Source organism: Stenotrophomonas sp. 364 (genome assembly GCF_009832905.1).
Classification (GTDB): domain Bacteria; phylum Pseudomonadota; class Gammaproteobacteria; order Xanthomonadales; family Xanthomonadaceae; genus Stenotrophomonas; species Stenotrophomonas maltophilia_AP.
Genome location: NZ_CP047135.1, coordinates 2279961 through 2301341 on the forward strand (window position 1 = coordinate 2279961; position 21381 = coordinate 2301341).

Annotated in this window: 22 protein-coding genes; 3 read left to right on the forward strand and 19 right to left on the reverse strand. The window is 67.2% G+C overall.

What is annotated here, in order from left to right:
- Window positions 1-80: 80 nt before the first annotated feature.
- From GQ674_RS10440 to GQ674_RS10470, 7 genes are all read right to left on the reverse strand, one after another.
- Window positions 81-296: a hypothetical protein gene (locus tag GQ674_RS10440; RefSeq protein WP_128096186.1), complete on the reverse strand. Its 216-nt coding sequence runs from the start codon at window positions 294-296 to the stop codon at window positions 81-83.
- A gap of 176 nt (window positions 297-472) precedes the next feature.
- The gene (locus GQ674_RS10445; RefSeq protein ID WP_159497017.1) at window positions 473-922 is read right to left on the reverse strand and encodes a hypothetical protein; all 450 of its coding nucleotides are present in this window, start codon (window positions 920-922) and stop codon (window positions 473-475) included.
- Window positions 919-1122 carry a PspC domain-containing protein gene (locus tag GQ674_RS10450; protein ID WP_128096184.1) on the reverse strand — a complete coding sequence of 68 codons (204 nt, stop codon included), beginning with the start codon at window positions 1120-1122 and terminating at the stop codon, window positions 919-921. Before GQ674_RS10450 ends, GQ674_RS10445 begins: the two co-directional genes overlap by 4 nt.
- Window positions 1123-1168: 46 nt before the next feature.
- Window positions 1169-1540: a YfeK family protein gene (locus tag GQ674_RS10455; RefSeq protein ID WP_159497018.1), complete on the reverse strand. Its 372-nt coding sequence runs from the start codon at window positions 1538-1540 to the stop codon at window positions 1169-1171.
- A complete protein-coding gene (gene phaC, locus GQ674_RS10460; protein ID WP_159497019.1) occupies window positions 1537-2604 on the reverse strand; it encodes a class III poly(R)-hydroxyalkanoic acid synthase subunit PhaC in 1068 nt (355 codons plus the stop codon). The genes GQ674_RS10455 and phaC overlap by 4 nt, the downstream gene beginning before the upstream one ends.
- Window positions 2601-3701 (reverse strand): class III poly(R)-hydroxyalkanoic acid synthase subunit PhaE, encoded by a 1101-nt coding sequence (gene phaE, locus GQ674_RS10465; protein ID WP_159497020.1) that lies wholly within the window; start codon window positions 3699-3701, stop codon window positions 2601-2603. Before phaE ends, phaC begins: the two co-directional genes overlap by 4 nt.
- Window positions 3702-3762: 61 nt before the next feature.
- Complete coding sequence (locus tag GQ674_RS10470; protein ID WP_128096180.1) at window positions 3763-4377, reverse strand: phosphatidylcholine/phosphatidylserine synthase; 615 nt, start codon at window positions 4375-4377, stop codon at window positions 3763-3765.
- A 385-nt stretch (window positions 4378-4762) separates the two neighbouring features.
- Here GQ674_RS10470 and GQ674_RS10475 point away from each other — a divergent pair, with 385 nt between their 5' ends.
- The gene (locus GQ674_RS10475; protein WP_236546257.1) at window positions 4763-5407 is read left to right on the forward strand and encodes a class I SAM-dependent methyltransferase; all 645 of its coding nucleotides are present in this window, start codon (window positions 4763-4765) and stop codon (window positions 5405-5407) included.
- 52 nt (window positions 5408-5459) lie between these two features.
- Here the strand turns inward: GQ674_RS10475 and GQ674_RS10480 are convergent, their stop codons facing one another.
- The 3 genes from GQ674_RS10480 to GQ674_RS10490 form a co-directional block, all read right to left on the reverse strand.
- A complete protein-coding gene (locus GQ674_RS10480; protein WP_128096194.1) occupies window positions 5460-5948 on the reverse strand; it encodes an 8-oxo-dGTP diphosphatase in 489 nt (162 codons plus the stop codon).
- Window positions 5949-6008: 60 nt separating this feature from the next.
- The gene (locus GQ674_RS10485) at window positions 6009-6521 is read right to left on the reverse strand and encodes a DUF1249 domain-containing protein (RefSeq protein WP_128096178.1); all 513 of its coding nucleotides are present in this window, start codon (window positions 6519-6521) and stop codon (window positions 6009-6011) included.
- A 68-nt stretch (window positions 6522-6589) separates the two neighbouring features.
- Window positions 6590-7411 (reverse strand): pyruvate, water dikinase regulatory protein, encoded by an 822-nt coding sequence (locus GQ674_RS10490; RefSeq protein WP_038687857.1) that lies wholly within the window; start codon window positions 7409-7411, stop codon window positions 6590-6592.
- Between the two features lie 144 nt (window positions 7412-7555).
- On the opposite strand from GQ674_RS10490, the gene ppsA reads away from it, so the two are divergent.
- Window positions 7556-9934: a phosphoenolpyruvate synthase gene (gene ppsA, locus GQ674_RS10495; protein ID WP_159497022.1), complete on the forward strand. Its 2379-nt coding sequence runs from the start codon at window positions 7556-7558 to the stop codon at window positions 9932-9934.
- 604 nt (window positions 9935-10538) lie between these two features.
- Window positions 10539-11003, forward strand: a complete 465-nt coding sequence (locus GQ674_RS10500) for a transposase (protein WP_159497023.1) — start codon at window positions 10539-10541, stop codon at window positions 11001-11003.
- Between the two features lie 825 nt (window positions 11004-11828).
- Here the strand turns inward: GQ674_RS10500 and GQ674_RS10505 are convergent.
- From GQ674_RS10505 to GQ674_RS10545, 9 genes are all read right to left on the reverse strand, one after another.
- Complete coding sequence (locus tag GQ674_RS10505; RefSeq protein WP_159497024.1) at window positions 11829-12941, reverse strand: alkene reductase; 1113 nt, start codon at window positions 12939-12941, stop codon at window positions 11829-11831.
- Between the two features lie 126 nt (window positions 12942-13067).
- Window positions 13068-13934: an EcsC family protein gene (locus GQ674_RS10510; protein WP_236546258.1), complete on the reverse strand. Its 867-nt coding sequence runs from the start codon at window positions 13932-13934 to the stop codon at window positions 13068-13070.
- 61 nt (window positions 13935-13995) lie between these two features.
- Window positions 13996-14565 (reverse strand): oligoribonuclease, encoded by a 570-nt coding sequence (gene orn / locus GQ674_RS10515; protein WP_038687851.1) that lies wholly within the window; start codon window positions 14563-14565, stop codon window positions 13996-13998.
- 102 nt (window positions 14566-14667) lie between these two features.
- Complete coding sequence (gene tadA, locus GQ674_RS10520) at window positions 14668-15192, reverse strand: tRNA adenosine(34) deaminase TadA (protein ID WP_159497025.1); 525 nt, start codon at window positions 15190-15192, stop codon at window positions 14668-14670.
- The gene (gene mntR, locus GQ674_RS10525; RefSeq protein WP_038687850.1) at window positions 15185-15643 is read right to left on the reverse strand and encodes a manganese-binding transcriptional regulator MntR; all 459 of its coding nucleotides are present in this window, start codon (window positions 15641-15643) and stop codon (window positions 15185-15187) included. The genes tadA and mntR overlap by 8 nt, the downstream gene beginning before the upstream one ends.
- Window positions 15644-15756: 113 nt before the next feature.
- A complete protein-coding gene (locus GQ674_RS10530) occupies window positions 15757-16872 on the reverse strand; it encodes a hybrid sensor histidine kinase/response regulator (protein WP_159497026.1) in 1116 nt (371 codons plus the stop codon).
- The gene (locus tag GQ674_RS10535) at window positions 16869-17453 is read right to left on the reverse strand and encodes a chemotaxis protein CheB (RefSeq protein WP_159497027.1); all 585 of its coding nucleotides are present in this window, start codon (window positions 17451-17453) and stop codon (window positions 16869-16871) included. Before GQ674_RS10535 ends, GQ674_RS10530 begins: the two co-directional genes overlap by 4 nt.
- Window positions 17453-18277, reverse strand: a complete 825-nt coding sequence (locus tag GQ674_RS10540; RefSeq protein ID WP_159497028.1) for a CheR family methyltransferase — start codon at window positions 18275-18277, stop codon at window positions 17453-17455. Before GQ674_RS10540 ends, GQ674_RS10535 begins: the two co-directional genes overlap by 1 nt.
- Window positions 18274-21381 (reverse strand): response regulator, encoded by a 3108-nt coding sequence (locus GQ674_RS10545; protein ID WP_159497029.1) that lies wholly within the window; start codon window positions 21379-21381, stop codon window positions 18274-18276. The genes GQ674_RS10540 and GQ674_RS10545 overlap by 4 nt, the downstream gene beginning before the upstream one ends.

The following is a 21381-nucleotide window of genomic DNA, read 5'->3' on the forward strand; positions in this document are numbered from 1 at the left end:
GGATATGTGCAGCCGGGCAGAGCCCGGCTCTACGGCGGTTGGAATATGTGCAGCCGGGCAGAGCCCGGCTCTGCGGTGCTTCAGCGGTAATGCTGGGCGGTGCGCTGGTGGACGATGTCGTCGCGCAGGGATTCCAATGCCATTACCCGGATTTTGCCGATTCCCTGCAGTTCCATGAACCGCTCGGTGTAGATCTCCGGCCCGGTGTCGGTATCGGCCCGGGACTTGCTGAAGCCGTGGGGGACCAGGCCCTTGTCGCCATCCTTGCTACCACCGACATAAAGAACGATTGCCATGTGATGTGTTCCTCCTGTGACGCATCGTGCAATTACAACGGACACCAGTTTAACGTGGGGAACCTGACTGGTTCGTCATGCAGGCTAATAACCTTTGTTTGCATGCAGATGACGTCGCGTTGCACGACGTTTTATTCACATTGATTTAACGCTGAAGTAACGCGTGGCGCGGCCCGTTACCCGATGCCGGGCCACCAGCCGCGGCCGGTCATGGCATACACGTCCGCCGCGCGTTCAAACGGGTTCCGCGCGCTCACTCCACCACAGGCCAGGTATACCGGCAGATACAGCGGGCCGAGCACCAGGTACTGGAAGACATGCGCGCGCTCGTGATCATGCAGGCCGATCACCGGCTCGGTGCAGTACCCGGCCTGGTGGGCGTAGGTGCGGCAGGCCACGTCCAGCACCGGCCCGGTGTGCAGGATGACGTTGCCCAGCGTGATCGCCCCGCCCGGCCCCCACGGCCAGTCACGGAACACGATGGCCAGGTCGCGCCGGTTCCAGGACGGGCGCGCGCCGGCCACCATCCCGGTTAGGCCGCCGATCAGACCGATCAGGGTGTTGGGCGCAGTCCACAGCGCGCCCAGCCCCTGCAGGACGCGCAGCGCCAGCGATGGCAGGCTCAATCGGCCTCGTTGGGGATCAACAGCCACAGGATCAGGTAGACCAGGATGCCCGGGAAGGCCGCCGACAGCACCGAGACCAGTACGAACAGCACCCGCACCAGGGTGGAACTCCAGCCGAAACGGTGCGCGATGCCGCCCATCACCCCGGCGATCATGCGGTCGTTGAGCGAGCGCGACAGCGTGCGGGGCGTGGCGTTCATGGCAGCGGTCTCCGGGCGGGATGGCGGACTGTAACGCGGGCGGTGTCTACAGGGTGCGTTGGCGCAGGGCCTTCAGGCGCGCGCCGAACCATACCGCAGCGGTCTGCTCGGGCTGGCCCGGGCAGGCAATCCGGTAGGGCTTGCCGCTCATGCTGCTCTGGCTGGCGGCACGCTCGATGAACTGCTCGGCAGTGTCCACCTTGTCCTTCTTGAGCAGGTAGTCGTACTTGCGCTGCAGGTGCGCACGCGCCTCGGCGGCGTCGTGCCAGCTGCCATTGCGCTGGAAGCGGCAGCTGGAGCCATCCAGCGCACCGATCAGGCCGGCGATCTCGCGGCGGGCGGTATCGCTCGGGGCGGCCAGCGCACTGCCGGGGATGATGAGGGCCAGAGCCAGGGCTGCGCGGAGGCGATGGTTCATGCGGAACGTTCCTTCAACCAATCGGTGATCGTACCGGGAACTTCGCGCTGGGCGCGACCCGACACGTAAATGCCGATGTGGCCGCCACGGAAACTGCTTTCGGTGTAGTCGGCGCTGCCGATCCGGCCGCGCATCGCGCGTGATGCATCCGGCGGCACGAGGTGGTCCTGCTCGGCGTAGATGTTCAGCACCGGCAGCGTCACCTGCGACAGCTGGACGGTGTCGTCGCCGATCCGGATGCCGTCGTGCATCAGGCCGTTGCCCTGGTAGAACTGCTTGATGAAATCACGGAAGGTTTCGCCGGCGAGGTCGGGCGAATCGAAGATCCACTTTTCCATGCGCAGGAAATCCTGCAACGCGGCCTTGTCGTCCAGGATGTCGAGCAGGCCCACGTATTTCTGCACGTTGAGCCGGAACGGCTTGAGCATCAGGTAGCTGGCATTCATCAGGTCGGCCGGGATGTTGCCCAGCGTGTCCACCAGCAGGTCCACGTCCACCTGCCGCGCCCAATGCGACAGCATGTTGTCGGGGGTCTGGAAATCGACCGGGGTGACCATGGTGATCAGGTTCGCCAGTTTGTGCTGGCGCAGCGCCGCGTAGCACAGCGCGAACACCCCGCCCTGGCAGATGCCGAGCATGTTGATCGGTGCGCCCGACCGCGCCTGCAGCTGGTCCACCGCACCATCCACGAAGCGCAGCAGGTAGTCCTCCAGCGTTTGGTAGCGCTCGGAGCGGTCCGGGTAGCCCCAGTCCAGCACGTACACATCGTGGCCGAGGGCGAGCAGGCGCTGCACCAGCGAGCGGTCGGCCTGCAGATCCACCATGTACGGGCGGTTGACCAGCGCGTAGACGATCAGCAGTGGCGTGCGCTGGACCGGCGCATCGTCGCCGACGAAGCGGTACAGCACGACCTTGCCGTCGCGCCATACTTCCTCGCGCGCGGTGGCGCCGTAGTCCACGTCCTCCACCGAGGGCAGCAGGGTCAATCCGTCCAGCAGCTTGCGCTGCATGGCCAGGGTCTCCTGCAGCAGGTCCTCGGCATTGAAGCCCAACGGCCCTTTCATGGCGTGCGCTTCCGCGGCTTGGCCGCCTTGCGGGCCGACGCCTTGGGTGCGGTCTTTTTCGCGGGGGCCGATGCGGCCTTCTTCGCCGTTGACTTGGCCGCTTTGGCCGCCGTCCTGACCGGGCCAGGCGTGGGCGCTGCAGCGCCGCGTGGCGCGCGCGGGCGCGGCGCCGCTTTCGGCGTCCCAGCCGGTGCGGGCCCGGGCGCGGCGCTGGCGGCCATCCGGCGTACCAGCCGCTCCAGGTCGGTGATGCGGCGGTGCGCGGCATCCATTTCGGTGCGGGTGGGCATGCCGATCGCCTCGCACACCCGTTCGATCTCATGTTGGGTGGCCGCGCGCAGGCGCATCTGCGCGTTGCCCAGTTCGGCATACACCTGCTGGAACGGCTCGGACATCGCCACCTTGGCGTACGCCTCTTCGGCCGCCTCGATCCACAAGTCGAACATCGCCCGCGCGCTGGTCAGCTGGTTGCCCGGCTGCTCGTGCTCGGCCAGGCGCTGTTCGAACAGCTTGAACGCATCGTCCAGCGCCTGCTTGATCTGGTCCACGTAGTCGCGCGAGTGCGCCTGGTAGTCCTGCTGGGCGCGCAGCAGCGCCTGCCAGCGGGCCTGGTGCTCGCGCCCCGGGCCGAACGCCGGACTCTGCAGCCACGGGCCCAGGTCGCGCTGCAGGGTTTCCAGCAGCTTCAACAGGTCCGGGCCGCCGGCCTGGGTGTGGCCACGCGCACCCTGCAGCATCCACTGCAGCAGCCCGTCACCCTGGCCCTCCACGGCCTGCTTCCAGGCCTGGGCCACATCGGCGCTGCTGGCATCGCGGCCGGCGAACTGCGCGGCCACCTGCTGCATGGTGCCGTACCAGCCACCGGCCTGTTCGCGGAAGCGGTGCACCGCGTCGTCGGCCGGGCTGCTGCCGCCGCTGGGCATCATCTGCGCCCACCAGTCGATGGCCTGCTGCCAGCTGCCCTGCCCGGGGCCTTGTGCGCCAGGCGCACCGGGCGGCACCGCGGCATGCCGCAACGCATCGCCCCAGGCGCTGAAATACTGCCGCGCCAGGGCTTCAACGTCGCCCGCGTTGCCGCCGCTGCCGGCCGTGCTCATCGGCGCGCTCCCTGTGGCAGGCCGGGCAGGTTCGGAGGCAATGACAGGGTCAGGCGCAGGTTCATGGCTTGGGAATACGCAGGGTCTTGCTGATCATCAGCGAACCGGACAGGGCGAACAACAGCACCATCGGGTGCAGCTGCCACGGACCCAGCTGCCACTGGCCCAGCCACAGGTCGTGACCGATCGCGCCCATGCTGGCGGCCACCGCCAACACCACCACCAGCGCCAGGCTGGTGGGAATGGGCGTGCCTTCGAAGTACGGCACCTTGTCGCCCTCGCCCGCCAACGCCTCGGCGGTGACGTTGTAGCGCGCCAGGCGGCTGACCCCGCAGCACACGAAATAGCTCAGCACCAGCCAGTCCCAGCCGCCCTGCATACCGCAGGCGTAGGCCAGCGCGGCCGGGGCCACGCCGAAGGAAATGATGTCCGACAGCGAATCCAGCTCGCGGCCCAGCGTCGAGCTGGACTTGCGCCAGCGCGCGATGCGACCGTCCAGCGCGTCGAAGATGAAGGCCAGCGGGATCAACGCCATGCCGAACAACAGGTAGCTGCGCTCGCCATCCTGCAGGAAGCGCATGGCGGCAAAGACCGCGCCGGTGCCGCAGAACGCGTTGGCCAGGGTGAACCAGTCCGCCAGGTGGAACTCGCGCAGCATCGAGAAATGACGTTTCATGGGTGATCTGTAGACGGCAATCGCAAGAGAGTACCGCGAGGGGCCACACCGCGACAGGGCACGGTGCGCACCGCCGTGGCAGGGCCTTCACAGGACAACGACCTGCGGTGAATTTTTGGCCACCCATCTTGACAGCGAGAACCGGCGGGGGCTGCCGGCGCTTATCCACAAACTTGCGCACCAGTCATCCACACCCCCTGTGGACAACTCCGTCTCAATAGACGCGACGCTGGTTATTTGTTGATCACCCGTGGCTTGTTGACAGGGTCGGCGCGCAGCACCGCCACCGCCTGGCAGTGCCCGCCGTGGCCCGTCCCCGGGTATGCTGGTGGGTGGACCCCGCCGCCGCTACGTCCTGCCCGCCCTTGCGACAGGAGTTGCCTGCGTGCTTTCACCCGAACATCTTGCCGCCCAGCTGCGCCATCCGCATGGGGACCATGCGCTGGCGATAGCCGAATCGATGAACCGCAGCAACGGCGCGCTGAACCAGGCGGCCATCGCCCTGCTGGCCGTCGCCGCGCGCGAACAGGTGCTGGAGATCGGCCCCGGCAACGCGGCCTTCGCGGCTGACCTGCTGCGCGCGCCATGCAGCCGCTATCTGGGTATTGAAGTGTCGGCAGACATGGTCGATGCCGCGCAGGACCGCCTGACCGCCGCCGACCTGCACGACCGCGCCAGCGTGCGCCTGGGCGATGTGCAGGCGCTGGATCTGGACGACGCCTGCATCGATGCGGCGCTGTCAGTGAACACCCTGTACTTCTGGGAACAGCCCGCGCTGGCCCTGGCCGAACTGGCCCGGGTACTGCGCCCCGGCGGCCGGCTGTGCCTGGCGTTCGGCGATGCGGCGTTCATGCGCACCCTGCCCTTCACCGCCCATGGGTTCCACCTGCATGAGCTGGCCGACGTGGAGCTGGCCCTGCGCAGCAGTGGGCTGCGGGTCTGCGGGTGGCGTGCGCACCGGGAAACCGGCACCAGCAATGACGGGCGCCAGGTGGAGAAGCACTTCCATCTGTTGCTGGCGCGGCGGTGATGGCACGGGGTTGCCGGCCAGCGGCCGGCACTACCGGGGTGACGGGTGGCGGTTACAGGCGGGTGTAGGTCCAGGACTGCATCGCGCCGTCGCGGTAGGGCATCACCCCGTGGAAGGCGCGCGGGTCGTCGCCGAACACCAGCGGCAGGAAGCTGCGGTCGCCTTCCCAGAGGGGCAGCGTGTCCAACTTGTCCAGGTCGACCCATTCCAGGGTGCCCTCCGGGTTGGAGGTGAGCGGCGTGCCGGTGAAATCGTCGATCACGAACACGAACCCGAACCAGTCTTCGCCATGCTTGCCGAAGCCCGGCCAGCTGATGGTGCCGCGCAGACGCATGGTGCCGCACTCGATGCCGGCTTCCTCGCGGATCTCGCGGCGCATGCAGGCCGCGGCGTCTTCGTCGCGCTCCATCTTGCCGCCCAGGCCGTTGTACTTGCCCAGGTGCAGGTCGCCCGGACGGGCGTTGCGGTGGATCATCAGGGCTTGCGTGCCGTCGGGCGAAATCACGTAGCCGAGGGTGGCCATGATCGGGGTATAGGGCATGAGGCAGGGGCTCAACAGGCACAAACCCCGATTATGCGCGATCGGCGCGGCGCGGTTGGCTCAGCTGGCCACGCGGGAGCGCTGGGTGTCGGCCGGGGCCGGCAGGGCGTCGCCGTCGCGGCGCAGGGTTGCCACGCCGTGGCCGCGCTCGGCCAGATACTCCAGCCACTTGCCCAGGAAGGTGTTCATGCGCATGCGGTGGCTGATCAATTCCGCCGGCGGCGGGTACATGCCCACCACGTCCTGCCAGCGCCGCCCCACGTAACAGTGCGTGGTCTCGGCCTGCCGCGCGTCACGGTACAGCCGCACGTAGGCCGACGGATCCGGCTGCCCGGTGACCGGGTCGGCGAAGTCGTAGGTCAGGCGCAGTTCGACCGTGTAGCGGTGGCACTCGATGACGTCCAGGCGGACATCCAGCCCATCGCCCACCGACGACACGTAGCTGCCGGCCACCAGTTCTGCCGGTGCGAAGAGGCGTACCAGGTGCTGGTAGTTTTCCGCGTACAGGCCCATCAGCCAGCTCAGGCGGCTGAGCCTGGGGATGCGTTCGATGCGGGGCGTTGCCTGGGCCATGGGGTCGATCCTACACGTTGATCCTTCAACGTGGGGGCGGCCAGGCCCCGGCCAAAGGGGCGCGCCGGTCAATACAGCTCGCGCTGCAGCCCCAGGGTGGTCAACACCTTGCTGGAAATCTCCTCGATCGAGGTGTGCGTGGTGCTCAGGGTCGGGATCCGTTCCATGCGGAACATGGTCTCGGCCGCGGCCACTTCGCGCTTGCAGGTTTCCAGGTTGGCGTAGCGCGAGTTCGGGCGGCGCTCCTGGCGGATCTGCTGCAGGCGGTCCGGGTCGATGGTCAGGCCGAACAGCTTCTTGCGGTACGGGCGCAGCCGGGGCGGCAGGCGGTCCTGCTCCAGGTCTTCGTCGGTAAGCGGGTAATTGGCCGCGCGCACCCCGTAATGCAGGGCCAGGTAGATGCAGGTGGGGGTCTTGCCGGCCCGCGACACCGCCACCAGGATCACGTCGGCGTCGTCGTAGTTGATGGCAATGCCGTCATCGTGGGTCAGCGCGAAGTTCATCGCGTTGATGCGCCGGTGGTAGGTCTCGAAGTCCACCATGCCGTGCGCCTGGCCCACCCGGGAGTGGCGGTTGACCGCCAGCTCGCGCTCCAGCGGCTCGATGAAGGGGGCGAACACGTCCAGCATCAACCCGCCGCTTTCGGCCAGGATGATGCTTAGTCCGCTGTCCACGCAGGAACTGACCACGATGGGCCGGACCTGGTAGCGCTCCCCGGCTGCACGGATCCTTTCACACGCTTCGCGGGCCTTTTCCGGATCATCGATGAACGACATCCGGTCGGTAATGAAGCTGAACCCGGAGAACTGGGTCAGCAGGCTATGCCCAATGGTTTCAGCGGTGATACCGGTTCCATCGGACACGTAGAACACCGGACGGATCGTCGACATACGGCTTTTACCCCCTACGAAGCTTAAAAAGGCCGTCGATACAAGCTTGTGCCGACAGCGGTCTGCCCGGCATCATATCGGCTTCTTCCTACGGACGTGGCCATCCAAGCCCGCCTCGGGCGATGGCCAAACGGAGCATCGCGCTTGAACGAGAATATCCTGTGGTTGCACGAACTGCGCTTGGCCGATCTGGCCCGCGTAGGCGGCAAGAATTCGTCGCTGGGCGAAATGATCGGCAATCTTGCCGGCCTGGGGGTGTCTGTCCCCGGCGGGTATGCAACCACCGCTGAAGCCTTCAAGGACTTCATCGCGCACAACGATCTGTCCAAGCGCATCTTCGACAAGCTGGCCACGCTGGACGTGGAAGATGTCGCCGCGCTCACCGAGGCGGGCAAGGAAATCCGCGGTTGGGTCATCGACGCCCCGCTGCAGCCGCAGCTGGACCAGGACATCCGCAGCGCCTACAAGAAGCTGTGCGACGAGAACGGCGGCGGCGACGTGGCTGTCGCGGTGCGCTCCTCGGCCACCGCCGAAGACCTGCCCGATGCCTCCTTCGCCGGCCAGCAGGAAACCTTCCTCAATGTCACCGGCGCCGACGATGTCGTGCTGAAGGTCAAGGAAGTGTTCGCCTCGCTGTACAACGACCGCGCCATCGCCTACCGCGTCCACCACGGTTTCAAGCACGAGGACGTGTTCCTGTCCTCGGGCGTGCAGCTGATGGTGCGCTCGGGCGTGGGTTCGTCCGGCGTGCTGTTCACCCTGGACACCGAGTCCGGCTTCCGCGACGTGGTGTTTGTCACCTCCTCGTTCGGCCTCGGCGAAATGGTCGTGCAGGGTGCGGTCAACCCCGACGAGTTCTACGTCTACAAGCCCACCCTGAGCGCCGGCAAGCCGGCGATCCTGCGCCGTTCGCTGGGCAGCAAGGCCATCCGCATGGTGTATTCGGATGTCCCCGGTGAGCGCGTGCGCATCGAAGACACCCCGGCCGAGCAGCGCAACGTCTTCTCCATCAGCGACGAGGACGTGCAGGAACTGTCCAAGCAGGCGCTGGTCATCGAAAAGCACTACGGCCGCCCGATGGATATCGAGTGGGCCAAGGACGGCGTGAGCGGCAAGCTGTTCATCGTGCAGGCGCGCCCGGAAACGGTGAAGTCGCGTGGCCATGCCACCCAGATCGAACGTTTCGCGCTGAGCCAGAAGGACGGCAAGGTGCTGGCCGAAGGCCGCGCCGTGGGCGCCAAGATCGGCGCCGGTACCGCCCGCGTGGTGAAGTCCCTGGACGACATGGCCCGCGTGCAGCCCGGCGACGTGCTGATTGCCGACATGACCGACCCCGATTGGGAGCCGGTGATGAAGCGTGCCTCGGCCATCGTGACCAACCGCGGTGGGCGCACCTGCCATGCGGCGATCATCGCCCGTGAGCTGGGCGTGCCCGCCGTGGTCGGCTCGGGCAACGCCACCCAGCTGATCCAGGATGGCCAGCAGGTCACCGTGAGCTGCGCCGAGGGTGACACCGGCTTCATCTACGACGGCATCCTCGAGTTCGAGCGCACCACCACGGACCTGGGCAACATGCCGCCGGCGCCGCTGAAGATCATGATGAACGTGGCCAACCCGGAACGTGCCTTCGACTTCGGCCAGCTGCCGAACGCCGGCATCGGCCTGGCCCGCCTGGAGATGATCATTGCCAGCCACATCGGCATCCATCCCAACGCGCTGCTGGAATACGACCGACAGGACGCGGCGACCAAGAAGAAGATCGACGAGAAGATCGCCGGTTACGCCGATCCAGTCAGCTTCTACGTCGGTCGCCTGGCCGAAGGCATCGCCACGCTGACCGCGTCGGTTGCGCCCAACCCGGTGATCGTGCGCCTGTCGGACTTCAAGTCCAACGAGTACGCCAACCTGATCGGCGGCAGCAACTACGAGCCGCACGAAGAGAACCCGATGATCGGCTTCCGCGGCGCCAGCCGTTACGTCGACCCGAGCTTCTCGGCCGCCTTCGCGCTGGAATGCCAGGCCGTGCTGCGCGTGCGCAACGAAATGGGCTTGGAGAACCTGTGGGTCATGATTCCGTTCGTGCGCACCCTGGAAGAAGGCCGCAAGGTCGTCGAGGTGCTCGAACAGAATGGCCTCAAGCAGGGCGAAAACGGCCTGAAGATCATCATGATGTGCGAAGTGCCGTCCAACGCACTGCTCGCCGATGAGTTCCTGGAGATCTTCGACGGCTTCTCGATCGGCTCCAACGACCTGACCCAGCTGACCCTGGGCCTTGACCGCGATTCGTCGATCGTGGCGCACCTGTTCGACGAGCGGAACCCGGCGGTGAAGAAGCTGCTGTCGATGGCGATCAAGTCTGCACGCGCCAAGGGCAAGTACGTGGGCATCTGCGGGCAGGGCCCGTCCGATCACCCGGACCTGGCTGAATGGCTGATGCAGGAAGGCATCGAGTCGGTGTCGCTGAACCCGGACACCGTGGTCGACACCTGGCTGCGCCTGGCCAAGCTGAAAGCCAAGGGCTGATCCAGCAGGACCGGCAGCAAACAGAACCCCGCGCAAGCGGGGTTTTGTTTTGTGTGGCCCTTGGTAGAGCCGACCGTTGGTCGGCTGCCGCCCACAGCGCGGCCTGCCGATAGGCGTGGTATCGGATCGGAGGGCAGCTGACCAACGGTCAGCTCTACCCGTCGGCGGCCGTGGGCGATTTGTCCATCTGGGCCGTGTCATTGCGATCCACCGGGCGGCTGCGCCCGCCCGGTGGATCGCGGGCGGCATCCATCCGCAGCCCGTCGACACATCCCGGGTAGAGCCGACCGTTGGTCGGCTGCCGCGCAGGGCGCGGCGGATCCTTCCGGCATGCATGGTGTCGGATCGGAGGGCAGCTGACCAACGGTCAGCTCTACCCGTCGACGGCCGTGGGCGATTTGTCCATCTGGGCCATGTCATTGCGAACCCGGGCGGCTGGGCCCGCCCGGTGGATCGCGGGCGGCATCCATCCGCAGCCCGTGGACACATCCCGGGTAGAGCCGACCGTTGGTCGGCTGCTCCGGCTGCATCGCCCCGTCCCCCCACATCCAAATGGGACATCACCTGATAGCCACCCCATGCACCCAACGGCCACCCTGCAGGCATGCCCAGCCCACGCCTCCACTACGGCCGCCATTCGTGCATCGGCATCGTGTACGCGCTGACGACCATCACCCATGCGCGTATACGCCACTTCCACCAGCCCGACCTGGCCGTGCACGTCATGCAGGTGCTGCACGCCGTGGAGCATGAGCACCGCGTCTGCAACCTGGCGTGGGCGGTCATGCCGGACCACGTGCACTGGCTGATGCAGTTGCGGCAGGGCACCCTGGGTGCCTGCCTGCAACGTTTCAAATCACGCAGCAGCCTGCACATCAATCGGCACCTCGGCCGCAGCGGGCCGGTCTGGCAGCCCGGCTATTTCGATCACGCGCTACGCAAGGACGATGACCTGAGACGCCAAGCCACCTACATCCTCGCCAACCCGGTCCGTGCCGGTCTGGCGGAGGCGATCGGTGAGTACCCCTACGCATGGTGCCGCTGGCCCACCGACGACCTACCCCGGTAGAGCCGACCGTTGGTCGGCTACCGCGCATCGCGCGGCGGATCCTGCCGATTTGCATGGCGCCGGATCGGAAGGCAGCTGACCAACGGTCAGCTCTACCCCATGGACCGCGGGTGATTCGTCCATCCGAATGGATCGCGGGCGAGGTTGTTGCGAACCCCATCGCTCCGCTCGCCCGGTGGATCGTGGGCCGTGTCCATCCGCGCCCCGTGGACACATCTTGGGTAGAGCCGACCGTTGGTCGGCTGCCGTGCATCGCGCGGCGGATCGTGCCGATGTGCATGGCGCCGGATCGGAAGGCAGCTGACCAACGGTCAGCTCTACCCCTATGGACCGCGGGTGATTCGTCCATCCGAATGGATCGTGGGCGACGTCGTTGCAAACCCCACCGCTCCGCTCGCTTGGTGGATCGTGGGCGGCGTCCATCCGCGCCCCGCGGACACATCCCGGGTAGAGCCGACCGTTGGTCGGCTGCCGCGCATCGCGCGGCGGATCGTGCCGATGTGCATGGCGCCGGATCGGAGAGCAGCTGACCAACGGTCAGCTCTACCCCCATGGTCCGCGGGTGATTCGTCCGTCCGAATGGATCTTCGGCGAGGTTGTTGCGAACCCCACGGCTCCGCTCGCCCGGTGGATCGTGGGCGGTGTCCATCCGCGCCCCGTGGACACATCCCGGGTAGAGCCGACCGTTGGTCGGCTGCAGTGCATCGCGTGGCGGATCCTGCCGATTTGCATGGCGCCGGATCGGAAGCCAGCTGACCAACGGTCAGCTCTACGCAACGGTCAGCTCTACGCAACGGTCAGCTCTACCCCGCTGGGTGCGGGCCTTCAGGCTTCGGCGGTTTCTGCCACCGGGTAGTCGGTGAACCCTTCCGCGCCGCCGCCGAAGAAGGTGGCCTTGTCCGGGGCGTTCAACGGCAGGCTCTGGCGCAGGCGCTCGGGCAGGTCGGGGTTGGCGATGAACGGTCGGCCGAAGGCGATGAGGTCGGCCCAGCCCCTGGTCAGCGCCTCTTCGGCACGGTCAACGGTGTACTTGCCGGCATAGATCAAGGTGCCCCGGTAAAGCATGCGCAGTGCTTCCTTGAATGCCACCGGCATCACCGGTGCATCTTCCCAGTCGGCTTCGGCGATGTGCAGGTAGCCCACGCCGATGCTGTCCAACAGGTGCGCGGCCGCCAGGTAGGTTGCCTGCGGGGTATCGTCCACCGCGCCCTGCAGGGTGGTCAGCGGGGCCAGGCGCACGCCGACGCGCTCGGCGCCGATCTCCTCGGCCACCGCCTCGACCACCTCACGCAGGAAGCGCAGCCGGTTCTGCAGCGACCCACCGTAGGCGTCAGTGCGCTGGTTGGCCTGCGAGTCGATGAACTGGTTGATCAGGTAGCCGTTGGCGCCGTGCAGTTCAATGCCATCGAACCCGGCGGCGATCGCGTTGCGCGCCGCCAGCGCGTAGTCGCGCACGATGCCGGGGATTTCCTCGATGGCCAGCGCGCGCGGCATCGAGTGCTGCACCATCTCGCCCACCCCGCCCTGGGGACCCCTGCCCTGCGGGTCGACGAATACCTTGACGCCCTCGGCCTGCAACGCCGACGAGGAGACCGGCGCGGCACCGTCAGGCTGCAGTGCGGTATGCGAGACGCGGCCGACGTGCCAGAGCTGGGCCACGATGCGGCCACCGGCGGCGTGCACGGCATCGGTCACGCCGCGCCAGCCGGCGATCTGCGCGTCATCGTGGATGCCCGGGGTCCAGGCGTAGCCCTGGCCCTGCGGGCTGATCTGGGTGCCTTCGCTGACGATCAGGCCGGCCGACGCACGCTGCGCGTAGTAGTCGGCCATCAACGGGGTGGCGACATTGCCGTCGGCCGCGCGCGAGCGGGTCATCGGCGGCATCACGATACGGTTGGGCAGCGTCAGCGCGCCCAGGCGGTAGGGGGTGAACAACATGGACAATCATCCTTGGGAACAGGTCTGCCCGAAGGATGGGGGCTGGCAGGCAGCGGCAACAGCGCGGCCACGGCAAAACAGTTGTGACCCCAGCGCAACGATCCGCCGCGCCCCGCCGCGGCAGGCTCAGTCGCGCTGGCCGGCCAGCATTGAATAGGCCGCACGCACCGTTTCATAGCCGTAGGTGCGCTCGAGCCGGCGCACGATGAAGTGGCCGCGCGCCATGTCCTGGTAGTAATCGGTGAACATGGTATTGAGCGTGGCGCCGGTGACCGCGCCGATGATCGGCACCGCCTGCGCGGCGAACTTCTCGGTGACCACCACGCCAAAGCGCGCGGCCACCTTCTCCACGATCTTGGCCAGCCACTTGCCGGCCTCCTTCGGGGTCAGGCCGATCATCACCCCGCCCCCGCTGGCGGCGCGCCCGGCCAGTTCGGCCGACAGGTGCCGCATCACTTCGGCGGTGAAGCCGCGGGTGATGTAGTAGCCGGTCTCGCTGGCGTCGTCGCCGGTGGCATTGCCGCCCAGCGCGAATACCTCCAGGCAGGCGTGCCGGGTACTGAGGTCGCGCAGGTCGAAGCCTTCGCTGCGCGCCACATCGGCAACCGACCGCATCATGATGGTGGTGGAGACCGGCAGCTCGATGAACAGCGAGGTGAAGCCGAACGCCCCGCCGACCGCCCCGCTGGTGGCGGCCGCCAGCTTGTGCCAGCGCGTGGACGCCGCCTTGCCGGGCGTGTTGTCCATGCTCCACAGCGCCGCCTGGGCGGATTTGAACAGGGCGGCCTCGACCGCCCCGTGGATCCGTTTGGACACCACGTTCGGCAGCTTCTTCACCGCGAATTCCAGCGGCGAGCCGATCAGGTTGGCCATCTTGGCGGTGATCGTGGGCGACTCGAGCAGCGTGACGGCACGTTGCAGGTCGGCCCAGTCCTGCGAGGTGGGCAGGATCTGAGTGTCCAGCGGGGGTGGCATGCGGGAGATGGCGTTCATGGCCCGGATCATAGCGCCGGGCGGTTGAACGAAATGTGCGCCCCGCGTCGAGGCGCGGCGGTCAGCCCGGCAGGCCCGACAGCGCGCCCATGAACTGGCGGTAATGGCGCAGTTCGGCGATCGAGTCGTGCACGTCGCTCAGCGCGGTATGGCTGGCGGTCTTGGTCAGCCCGGCCGCCACGCTCGGCGCCCAGCGCTTGGCCAGCTCCTTCACCGTGGACACGTCCAGGTTGCGGTAATGGAAGTACTTCTCCAGCCGCGGCATTTCGCGGTGCAGGAACCGGCGGTCCTGGCAGATCGAGTTGCCGCACATCGGCGAGGCACCGGCCTTGATCCACTGCGCCAAGAAATTCACCGTCTGCGCTTCGGCCTGGCCCAGCGTGACCTGGCTGTCGACCACGCGCTGCCACAATCCTGAACGGCGATGCTGGGTGCGGTTCCATTCGTCCATCGCTTCCAGGCGCTCGACCGGATGGTGGATGGCGAACTCGGGGCCTTCGGCAAGCACGTTCAACTGCGCGTCGGTGACCACGGTGGCAATCTCGATGATCGCGTCGTTGTCGGTATCCAGACCGGTCATTTCCAGGTCGATCCAGATCAGTCGTTCGCCTTCTGCGCCGTTGTCAGCCATGTCTACGCCTTGTGCAGGGGGCGGCGCCGCAGCGCCGGCCGGGATGAGAATGACCGATATGATACCGCCCCGGCGTCGTGGCCCCGTCGTGGATGGCGCCGGTTATTCCAACAGCAGCGGCGGTTTGCCGCGCTTGGCGCGGAAGTAGTTGGTCAGCCGGGTGCTGGCATCCTTGGCCAGCACGCCGCCATGGATCTCGACGCGGTGGTTGTGGCGCGCGTCGCCCAGCAGGTCGAACACGCTGCCACAGGCGCCGGTCTTGGGATCGCTGGCGGCGTACACCACGCGTGCCACGCGCGCATGCACGATCGCCATGGCGCACATCGCGCACGGCTCCAACGTCACATACAGCGTGCTGCCGACCAACCGGTGATTGCCTATCGCCTGGCCCGCCCTGCGCATCGCCACGATCTCGGCATGCGCGCTGGGATCATGGTCGGCGATGTTGAGGTTCCAGCCTTCGCCCAGCAGCTGGCCGTCGGCGCCGACCAGCAGTGCACCCACCGGAATCTCGTTGAACTGGCGTTCGGCACGCTCGGCCAGGGCCAGCGCGTGGCGCATCCAGTGTTCGTCCTGGTCGTGCACCGGCACACCCAGCGGCGGCGGCGCGGGCAGGTACTCAACCATGGCCGTTGGCCTTGCGCACGAACGCCTCGAATGCGGCCAGGGTCGCTTCGCTCACATGGTGCTCGATGCCTTCGGCGTCACGTCGCGCCGAATCGGCGTCCACGCCCAGGGCCAGCAGAAATTTCTCCACGGTCTGGTGCCGCGCGCGCATCTCCACCGCGAGCGCCTCGCCGGCCGGGGTCAGGAACACGCCCCGGTACGGCCGCTGCACCGCCCAGCCCTCCTTGACCAGTCGCTTCAGCGCCTTGGCCACGGTCGGCTGCGCCACGCCGAGCCGGGTGGCGATATCCACCTGGCGCGCCTCGCGGCCGTCAGCAATCAGGTCGGCGATGAGCTCCACGTAATCTTCCACCAGCTCCGAGCGGCGCGCTTCGCGCACCTGCACAAAGCCCTCCGCATGGGCTTCGGCGGCGAGCAACGGGGATTTCCTGGACAGGGAGGCTGGCGGCATGGGCGCGCGGATCCAAGGCGGCCGACGAACGGCAATGCGGCCATTCTACCCGCTCAACACGGCCGGGGCAGCGGCGGCCCGCACTGAGGCCGTCTGCCTGGGCGACGCCGGCGTCAGCGCGGACGACGCTGCAGCAGCGTCTCGAACACCACCGTGGCATCCAGATTCTGCGCCACCAGGGTGCCGCCATGGGCCCGGGCGAACTCACTGGCGATGAACAGGCCCAGACCCAGCCCACGGCTGTCGTGGAAGCTGGCCTTGAACGGTTCGAACAGGCGTGGCAGCAATGCGTGCGGAATCTGCCCGGCATTGCGTACCTGCAGCCGTAGCGGCACATCGCGGTCGCCTGCCAGGCGTACCAGCACCGGCGCGTCGCCACCGTGCAACACGGCATTGCCGATCAGGTTGGACAGCAGCTGCGCCAGCCGGTCCGGATCGCCCTGCAACTGCGCACAGCCGTCCACCTGCAGGTCAATGCGCGCCTGTGGGTATGCCCGCGCAATTTCGGCTACCACTGCGGTCGCCAGTTCCGCCAGGTCGCAATCGGTGGCGTGCAGGCGCAGGCCACCGGTACGGATCTTCGAAAAATCCAGCAGCTGCTCGACCATGCGTGCCATGCGCTGCGCGCTGTTTTCCAGATGGCCCAGGGTACGCTGCACCGGGCTGTCATCGGGCAGGTCCAGTGACAGCTTGTCGGCGCACAGCAGGATGGCCGCCAGCGGCGTGCGCAGGTCGTGGGTCAGCACCGCCATCATGGTTTCGTTGAGCTTGAGTGCATGCTCCAGCGCGTGGTTGCGCGCCTTCAGCAGCTGCTTCTGCTGGTACATCTCGATGAACACGTTGACCTTGCTCATGATCACCTGCGGCTCGATCGGCTTGTGCAGGAAATCCACCGCACCGGTCTCATAGCCCTTGAAGGCACGCACGGGATCATTCGGCGAGGCGGTGAGGAAGATGATCGGCACATCGCGGCTGCGCTGCGAACCGCGCATCAGTTCGGCCAGCGAAAAGCCGTCGATCTCGGGCATGTGCACGTCCAGCAGCGCCAGCGCCACCTCGTGCTCCAGCAGCAGTTCCAGCGCCTGCGCGCCGGAGCCGGCGCACAGGATGTTCAGGCCATCGCGGCGCAGCAGCGCTTCCATCGCCACCAGGTTCTGCGGCACGTCATCGACGATCAGCAGGTTGACGCGTTCATCGGTGGGCACCCCGGCGGGGTCGATCAGGTTCATCGGATAAGGCCTTTCATGCGCACGCACAAGGAAACAAGCGGAAGCACCACATCGGCACCGGCATGGGCCAGTGCCGAGGCAGGCATCAAGGGGGAATAAGCGTCGTCGGGGGATTGGATCCAGGCCTGCCCACCGGCCTGGCGCACGGCGGCCACGCCCGCACTGCCGTCGCTACTGGCGCCGGTGAGCAGAATGGCCAGCACGCCGGCGCCGAACACCTCGGCGGCGCTTTCGAACAACGGGTCGATCGCCGGGCGCGAAAACAGCACCGGCGCATCCACCGACAGTGCCAGGGTAGACCGGTCTTCGACCAGCAGGTGGTAGTCCGGCGGGGCAAAGGTCACGGTGCCCTCCTGCAGCGGTTGCTTGTCGTGCGCCTCGCGCACCGGCAGCGGGCAGCGCACATCGAGCAGGTCGGCAACGCGGCTGGGACGGTCGCGTGGCAAGTGCAGCACGGCCAGCACCGGCATCGCCAGCCGTGGCGGCAGTGCCGCCAGCAGCGTCTGCAACGCGCTTACGCCCCCGGCCGAGGCGCCTACCACCACCAGGTCGAAGCGCGACCGCTCGGGCGCCGCGTCCATCAGGCCAGTTTCCGGTACAGCCGCTGCTCGCGCGCGCAGGCTTCGAAGTCGACGGCGTGGTCGCCGAACTGCAGCGACTCCTTGCTGCCCAGGCCAAGGAAACCACGGTGCACCAGGGCCTCGTGGAACAGGCCGATGGCACGATCCTGAAGGGCACGCTGGAAGTAGATCAGCACGTTGCGGCACGACACCAGGTGCACTTCGGAAAATACGGTATCGGTGGCCAGGCTGTGGTCGGCAAATACGATATTGCGTTTCAGGCGGCGGTCGAACACGACGCTGCCGTAGCCGCTGCTGTAATAGTCGGACAAGGAACCGGAGCCGCCAGCGGCCAGATAGTTGCGGCTGAACTGCGCCATCCGCTCCAGCGCGAACGCACCCGCTTCAGCGGCCTGCAGCGCCTCGGGGTTGATGTCGGTGGCATAGATGATGGCGCGGTCGAGCAGCCCTTCCTCGTGCAGCAGGATCGCCAGCGACCACACTTCCTCCCCGGTGCTGCAGCCGGCAATCCACAGCTTGATCGACGGGTAGGTGCGCAGCACCGGTACCGCGTGTTCGCGCAACACGCGGAAATAGGCCGGGTCACGGAACATTTCCGACACCTGCACGGTGAAGAACTGCATCGCTTGCGCGAAGGTGTCCGGCTCATGCAGCAGGCGGTGCTGCAGCTGGCCCATGCTGGCGCAGTCGAAGCGCGCCATGGCATGGCGCATGCGCCGCCGCAGCGACGCCTGCGCATAATCACGGAAATCGTAGTGATAGCGCTGGTAGACCGCCTCCAGCAGCAGGCGCAGCTCCAGGTCGAACAGCTCGGCCTCATTCATCGGCGCGAACACCACACCCGGCACAGTGACACCAGCTTGTCCACGTCGATCGGCTTGGCAATGTAATCGTTGGCGCCGGCCTGCAGGCAGTGTTCGCGGTCATCAGGCATGGCCTTGGCGGTCAGGGCGATGATCGGCAGGTCGCGCCAGCGTGCGTCGGCACGGATTTCGCGCATGGCGGTCAGTCCGTCCATCTCGGGCATCATGATGTCCATCAGCACCAGATCGATATCCGGGCGCAGCTTGTCCAGTGCTTCGCGACCATTGCGGGCGATCTCCAGGGTGACGCCGAGCGGCTCGAGCACGCTGGACAGCGCGAAGATGTTGCGCACATCGTCCTCGGCCAGCAGCACGGTACGCCCGTCCAGCACCGCGTCACGGCGCCGCGCTTCACGCAGCAGGCGCTGCTGGTCGGTGGGCAGGGAGGCCTCCACGCTGTGCAGGAACAGGGTCACCTCGTCGAGCAGGCGCTCCGGCGAGCGCGCGCCCTTGATGATGATGCTCTTGGAGTACCGGCGCAGGCGCTGCTCTTCATCGCGGGTCAGTGCGCGCCCGGTGTAGACGATCACCGGCGGGAAGGCCACCGCGTCGTTGCCGGCCATACGTTCGAGCAGGTCATAGCCGGTGCCGTCGGGCAGGGCCAGGTCGGTGACCATGCAGTCAAAGGTGGAGTCGGCCAGTTCGGCCAGCGCCTCGCTGATGGTGCCCACCCCGGTGATCTCCAGCTGGTCACGTCCCAGCAGCAGTTGCAGGTTGGTGCGCAGTTCGCTGTCGTCTTCCACGATCAGCAGGCGCCGCACGTCACGCTGGCTGGTGGCCTCCAGCTGCTGGATCGCGCCCACCAGGCGTTCGCGCGTGGCCGGTTTGATCACATAGCCGATCGCACCCAGTTCCATCGCCACCTGCGACCGCTCCAGTCCGGACACCACGTGAACCGGAATATGCCGCGTGGCCGGGTCGCGCTTGAGCCGTTCCAGCACGCTCAAGCCGGACACATCGGGCAGCCCGATATCGAGCAGGATGCCGTTGGGGCGCAGTTCGGCAGCCAGCGCCAGCGCCTCCTCGGCGGTACCGGCCACCACGCAGTCGAAGTCCAGCTCGTGGGCCATCGATACCAGGGCCTCGGCAAAGCGGACATCGTCTTCCACCACCAGGATCATGCGCGCGGCCCGGTTGCGCCGACCGCGGTCATCGGCCACCCGCGCGGGCAGCGGCACAGAAGCCTGCGGTGCCTGCGCGATACCGCCATTGGACGCCGGCACGGGGGCGGGCAGCGGCGCTGGCGCCAGGCGGACGTCCGGCGCCGCGCTGGCCACCGGCACCCCGTCGCCGCTGGCCAGCAGCGGCAGGTCCAACGTGAAACAGCTGCCACGTCCGGGTTCACTGGTGACGGTGATGCCGCCGCCCATGCGCAAGGCCAGGTCGCGCGAGATGGACAGCCCCAGCCCGGTGCCGCCGTAGCGGCGACGGGTACTGCCATCGGCCTGGCGGAACGCTTCGAAGATGACCGCGGTCTGTTCTTCAGGAATGCCGATACCGGTGTCGCTGACCGCGAACTGGACCCGCCCTGCCCCGGCCGCGCGCACGGTCAGACCGACGCTGCCGTGCTCGGTGAACTTGACCGCATTGGCCATCAGGTTCTTCAGGATCTGCTGCAGTCGCTGGCTGTCGGCCACCAGCTGCAGGGGGGCGCCGGGCGCGCTGACGATCTCCAGCTGCAAGCCCTTCTGCGCGGCCATTGGTTCAAAGGTGTCCTTCAGCCGCTGCAGCACGCTGGAGACGGCCAGGTTCTCCTCGACCAGCTCGACATGGCCGGCCTCGATCCGCGACAGGTCGAGAATGTCGTTGATCAGTGCCAGCAGGTCATTGTTGGACGAATGGATGGCCTGGGCGTACTTGACCTGCTCGGGAGTGAGCGTGCCGTCCTTGTTGTCCGCCAGCAGCTTGGCCAGGATCAGCGCACTGTTGAGCGGGGTGCGCAGTTCGTGGGACATGTTGGCCATGAACTCGGACTTGTAGCGCGAGCTGGCTTCCAGTTCGTTGCTGTTCTGCACCAGCTGTGCCTGCGCGCGAAGCAGGGCCTCCTGGCGCGATTCCAGTTCATGGGTGCGCTCTTCCAGCTGCACGTTGGTCTGCTCCAGCTCGGCCTGCTGCTGCTCCAGGCTGACCTGGGAATGCAGCAGGCTGCGGCTCTGCTCTTCGAGTTCCTCGTTGGCCACGCGCAGTTCTTCCTGCTGGGTCTGCAGCTCTTCGCTCTGCCGCTGGGTTTCCTCCAGCAGCTCCACCAGCTGTGCGCGCATCAGCGCCGCGCGCAGTGCCACGCCTACTGGCTCGGCGCATTGCAGCAGCAGGGCCAGTTCCAGCGCGCGCGCCGGAGATACCCCGGCACGCCCCAGTTCGACCACGCCCACCACCACGCCGTCGGCGGTGATGGGGCCCAGCAGGCGCTGGCGCACGATGCTGCGTCCCAGCGGCGTGTCAATATCCAGCGGCGAGAGGTGGTCTTCCAGCCGGCGCGGCACGCCAGCGCGCAGCACTTCGCTCCACTGCCCGGACGCCGCCGGCAGGGTGTCGGGCAACTGCGAGGGCAACGCCGCACCGCCCACCAGCACCAGGCGGTCGCCCTGCAGCCGGTACAGCGCGCCCACTTCGGCGTGCAGCTGCGCGCATAGCGCACGCATGGCCGAATCGGCCAGCGCGCGCGGGGTCGGATCGCCGCGCAGGCTGACAGTGATGGCGTTCTCGCCCTCCTGCAGCCACAGCGCGTCGGCGGCCACGCGCCGCGACTGGATCGCCTTCATCACCGTCAACGCCATCAGCAGGAACGACACCCCGCCGATGCTGCGGTTGACGAAGGAAAATGCCGAGTTGCTGCTGGCCGGCGCCACGTTGTACCCCACCATCAACAGCACGCAGGAGACCACGGCCACCAGCAGCGGCACTTCCAGCCGACGCTGGAACAGGGTCACCCCAACGGCCATGAAGTACGTCAGCCACACCGCGTACCCCAAGGGCACCACCAGCTCCAGGGCCAGGGTCATTGCCATCAGGGCGGCCGAGACAACCCAGATCCAGCGGTCGCGTGCGGTGGGCACAGCAGTCAT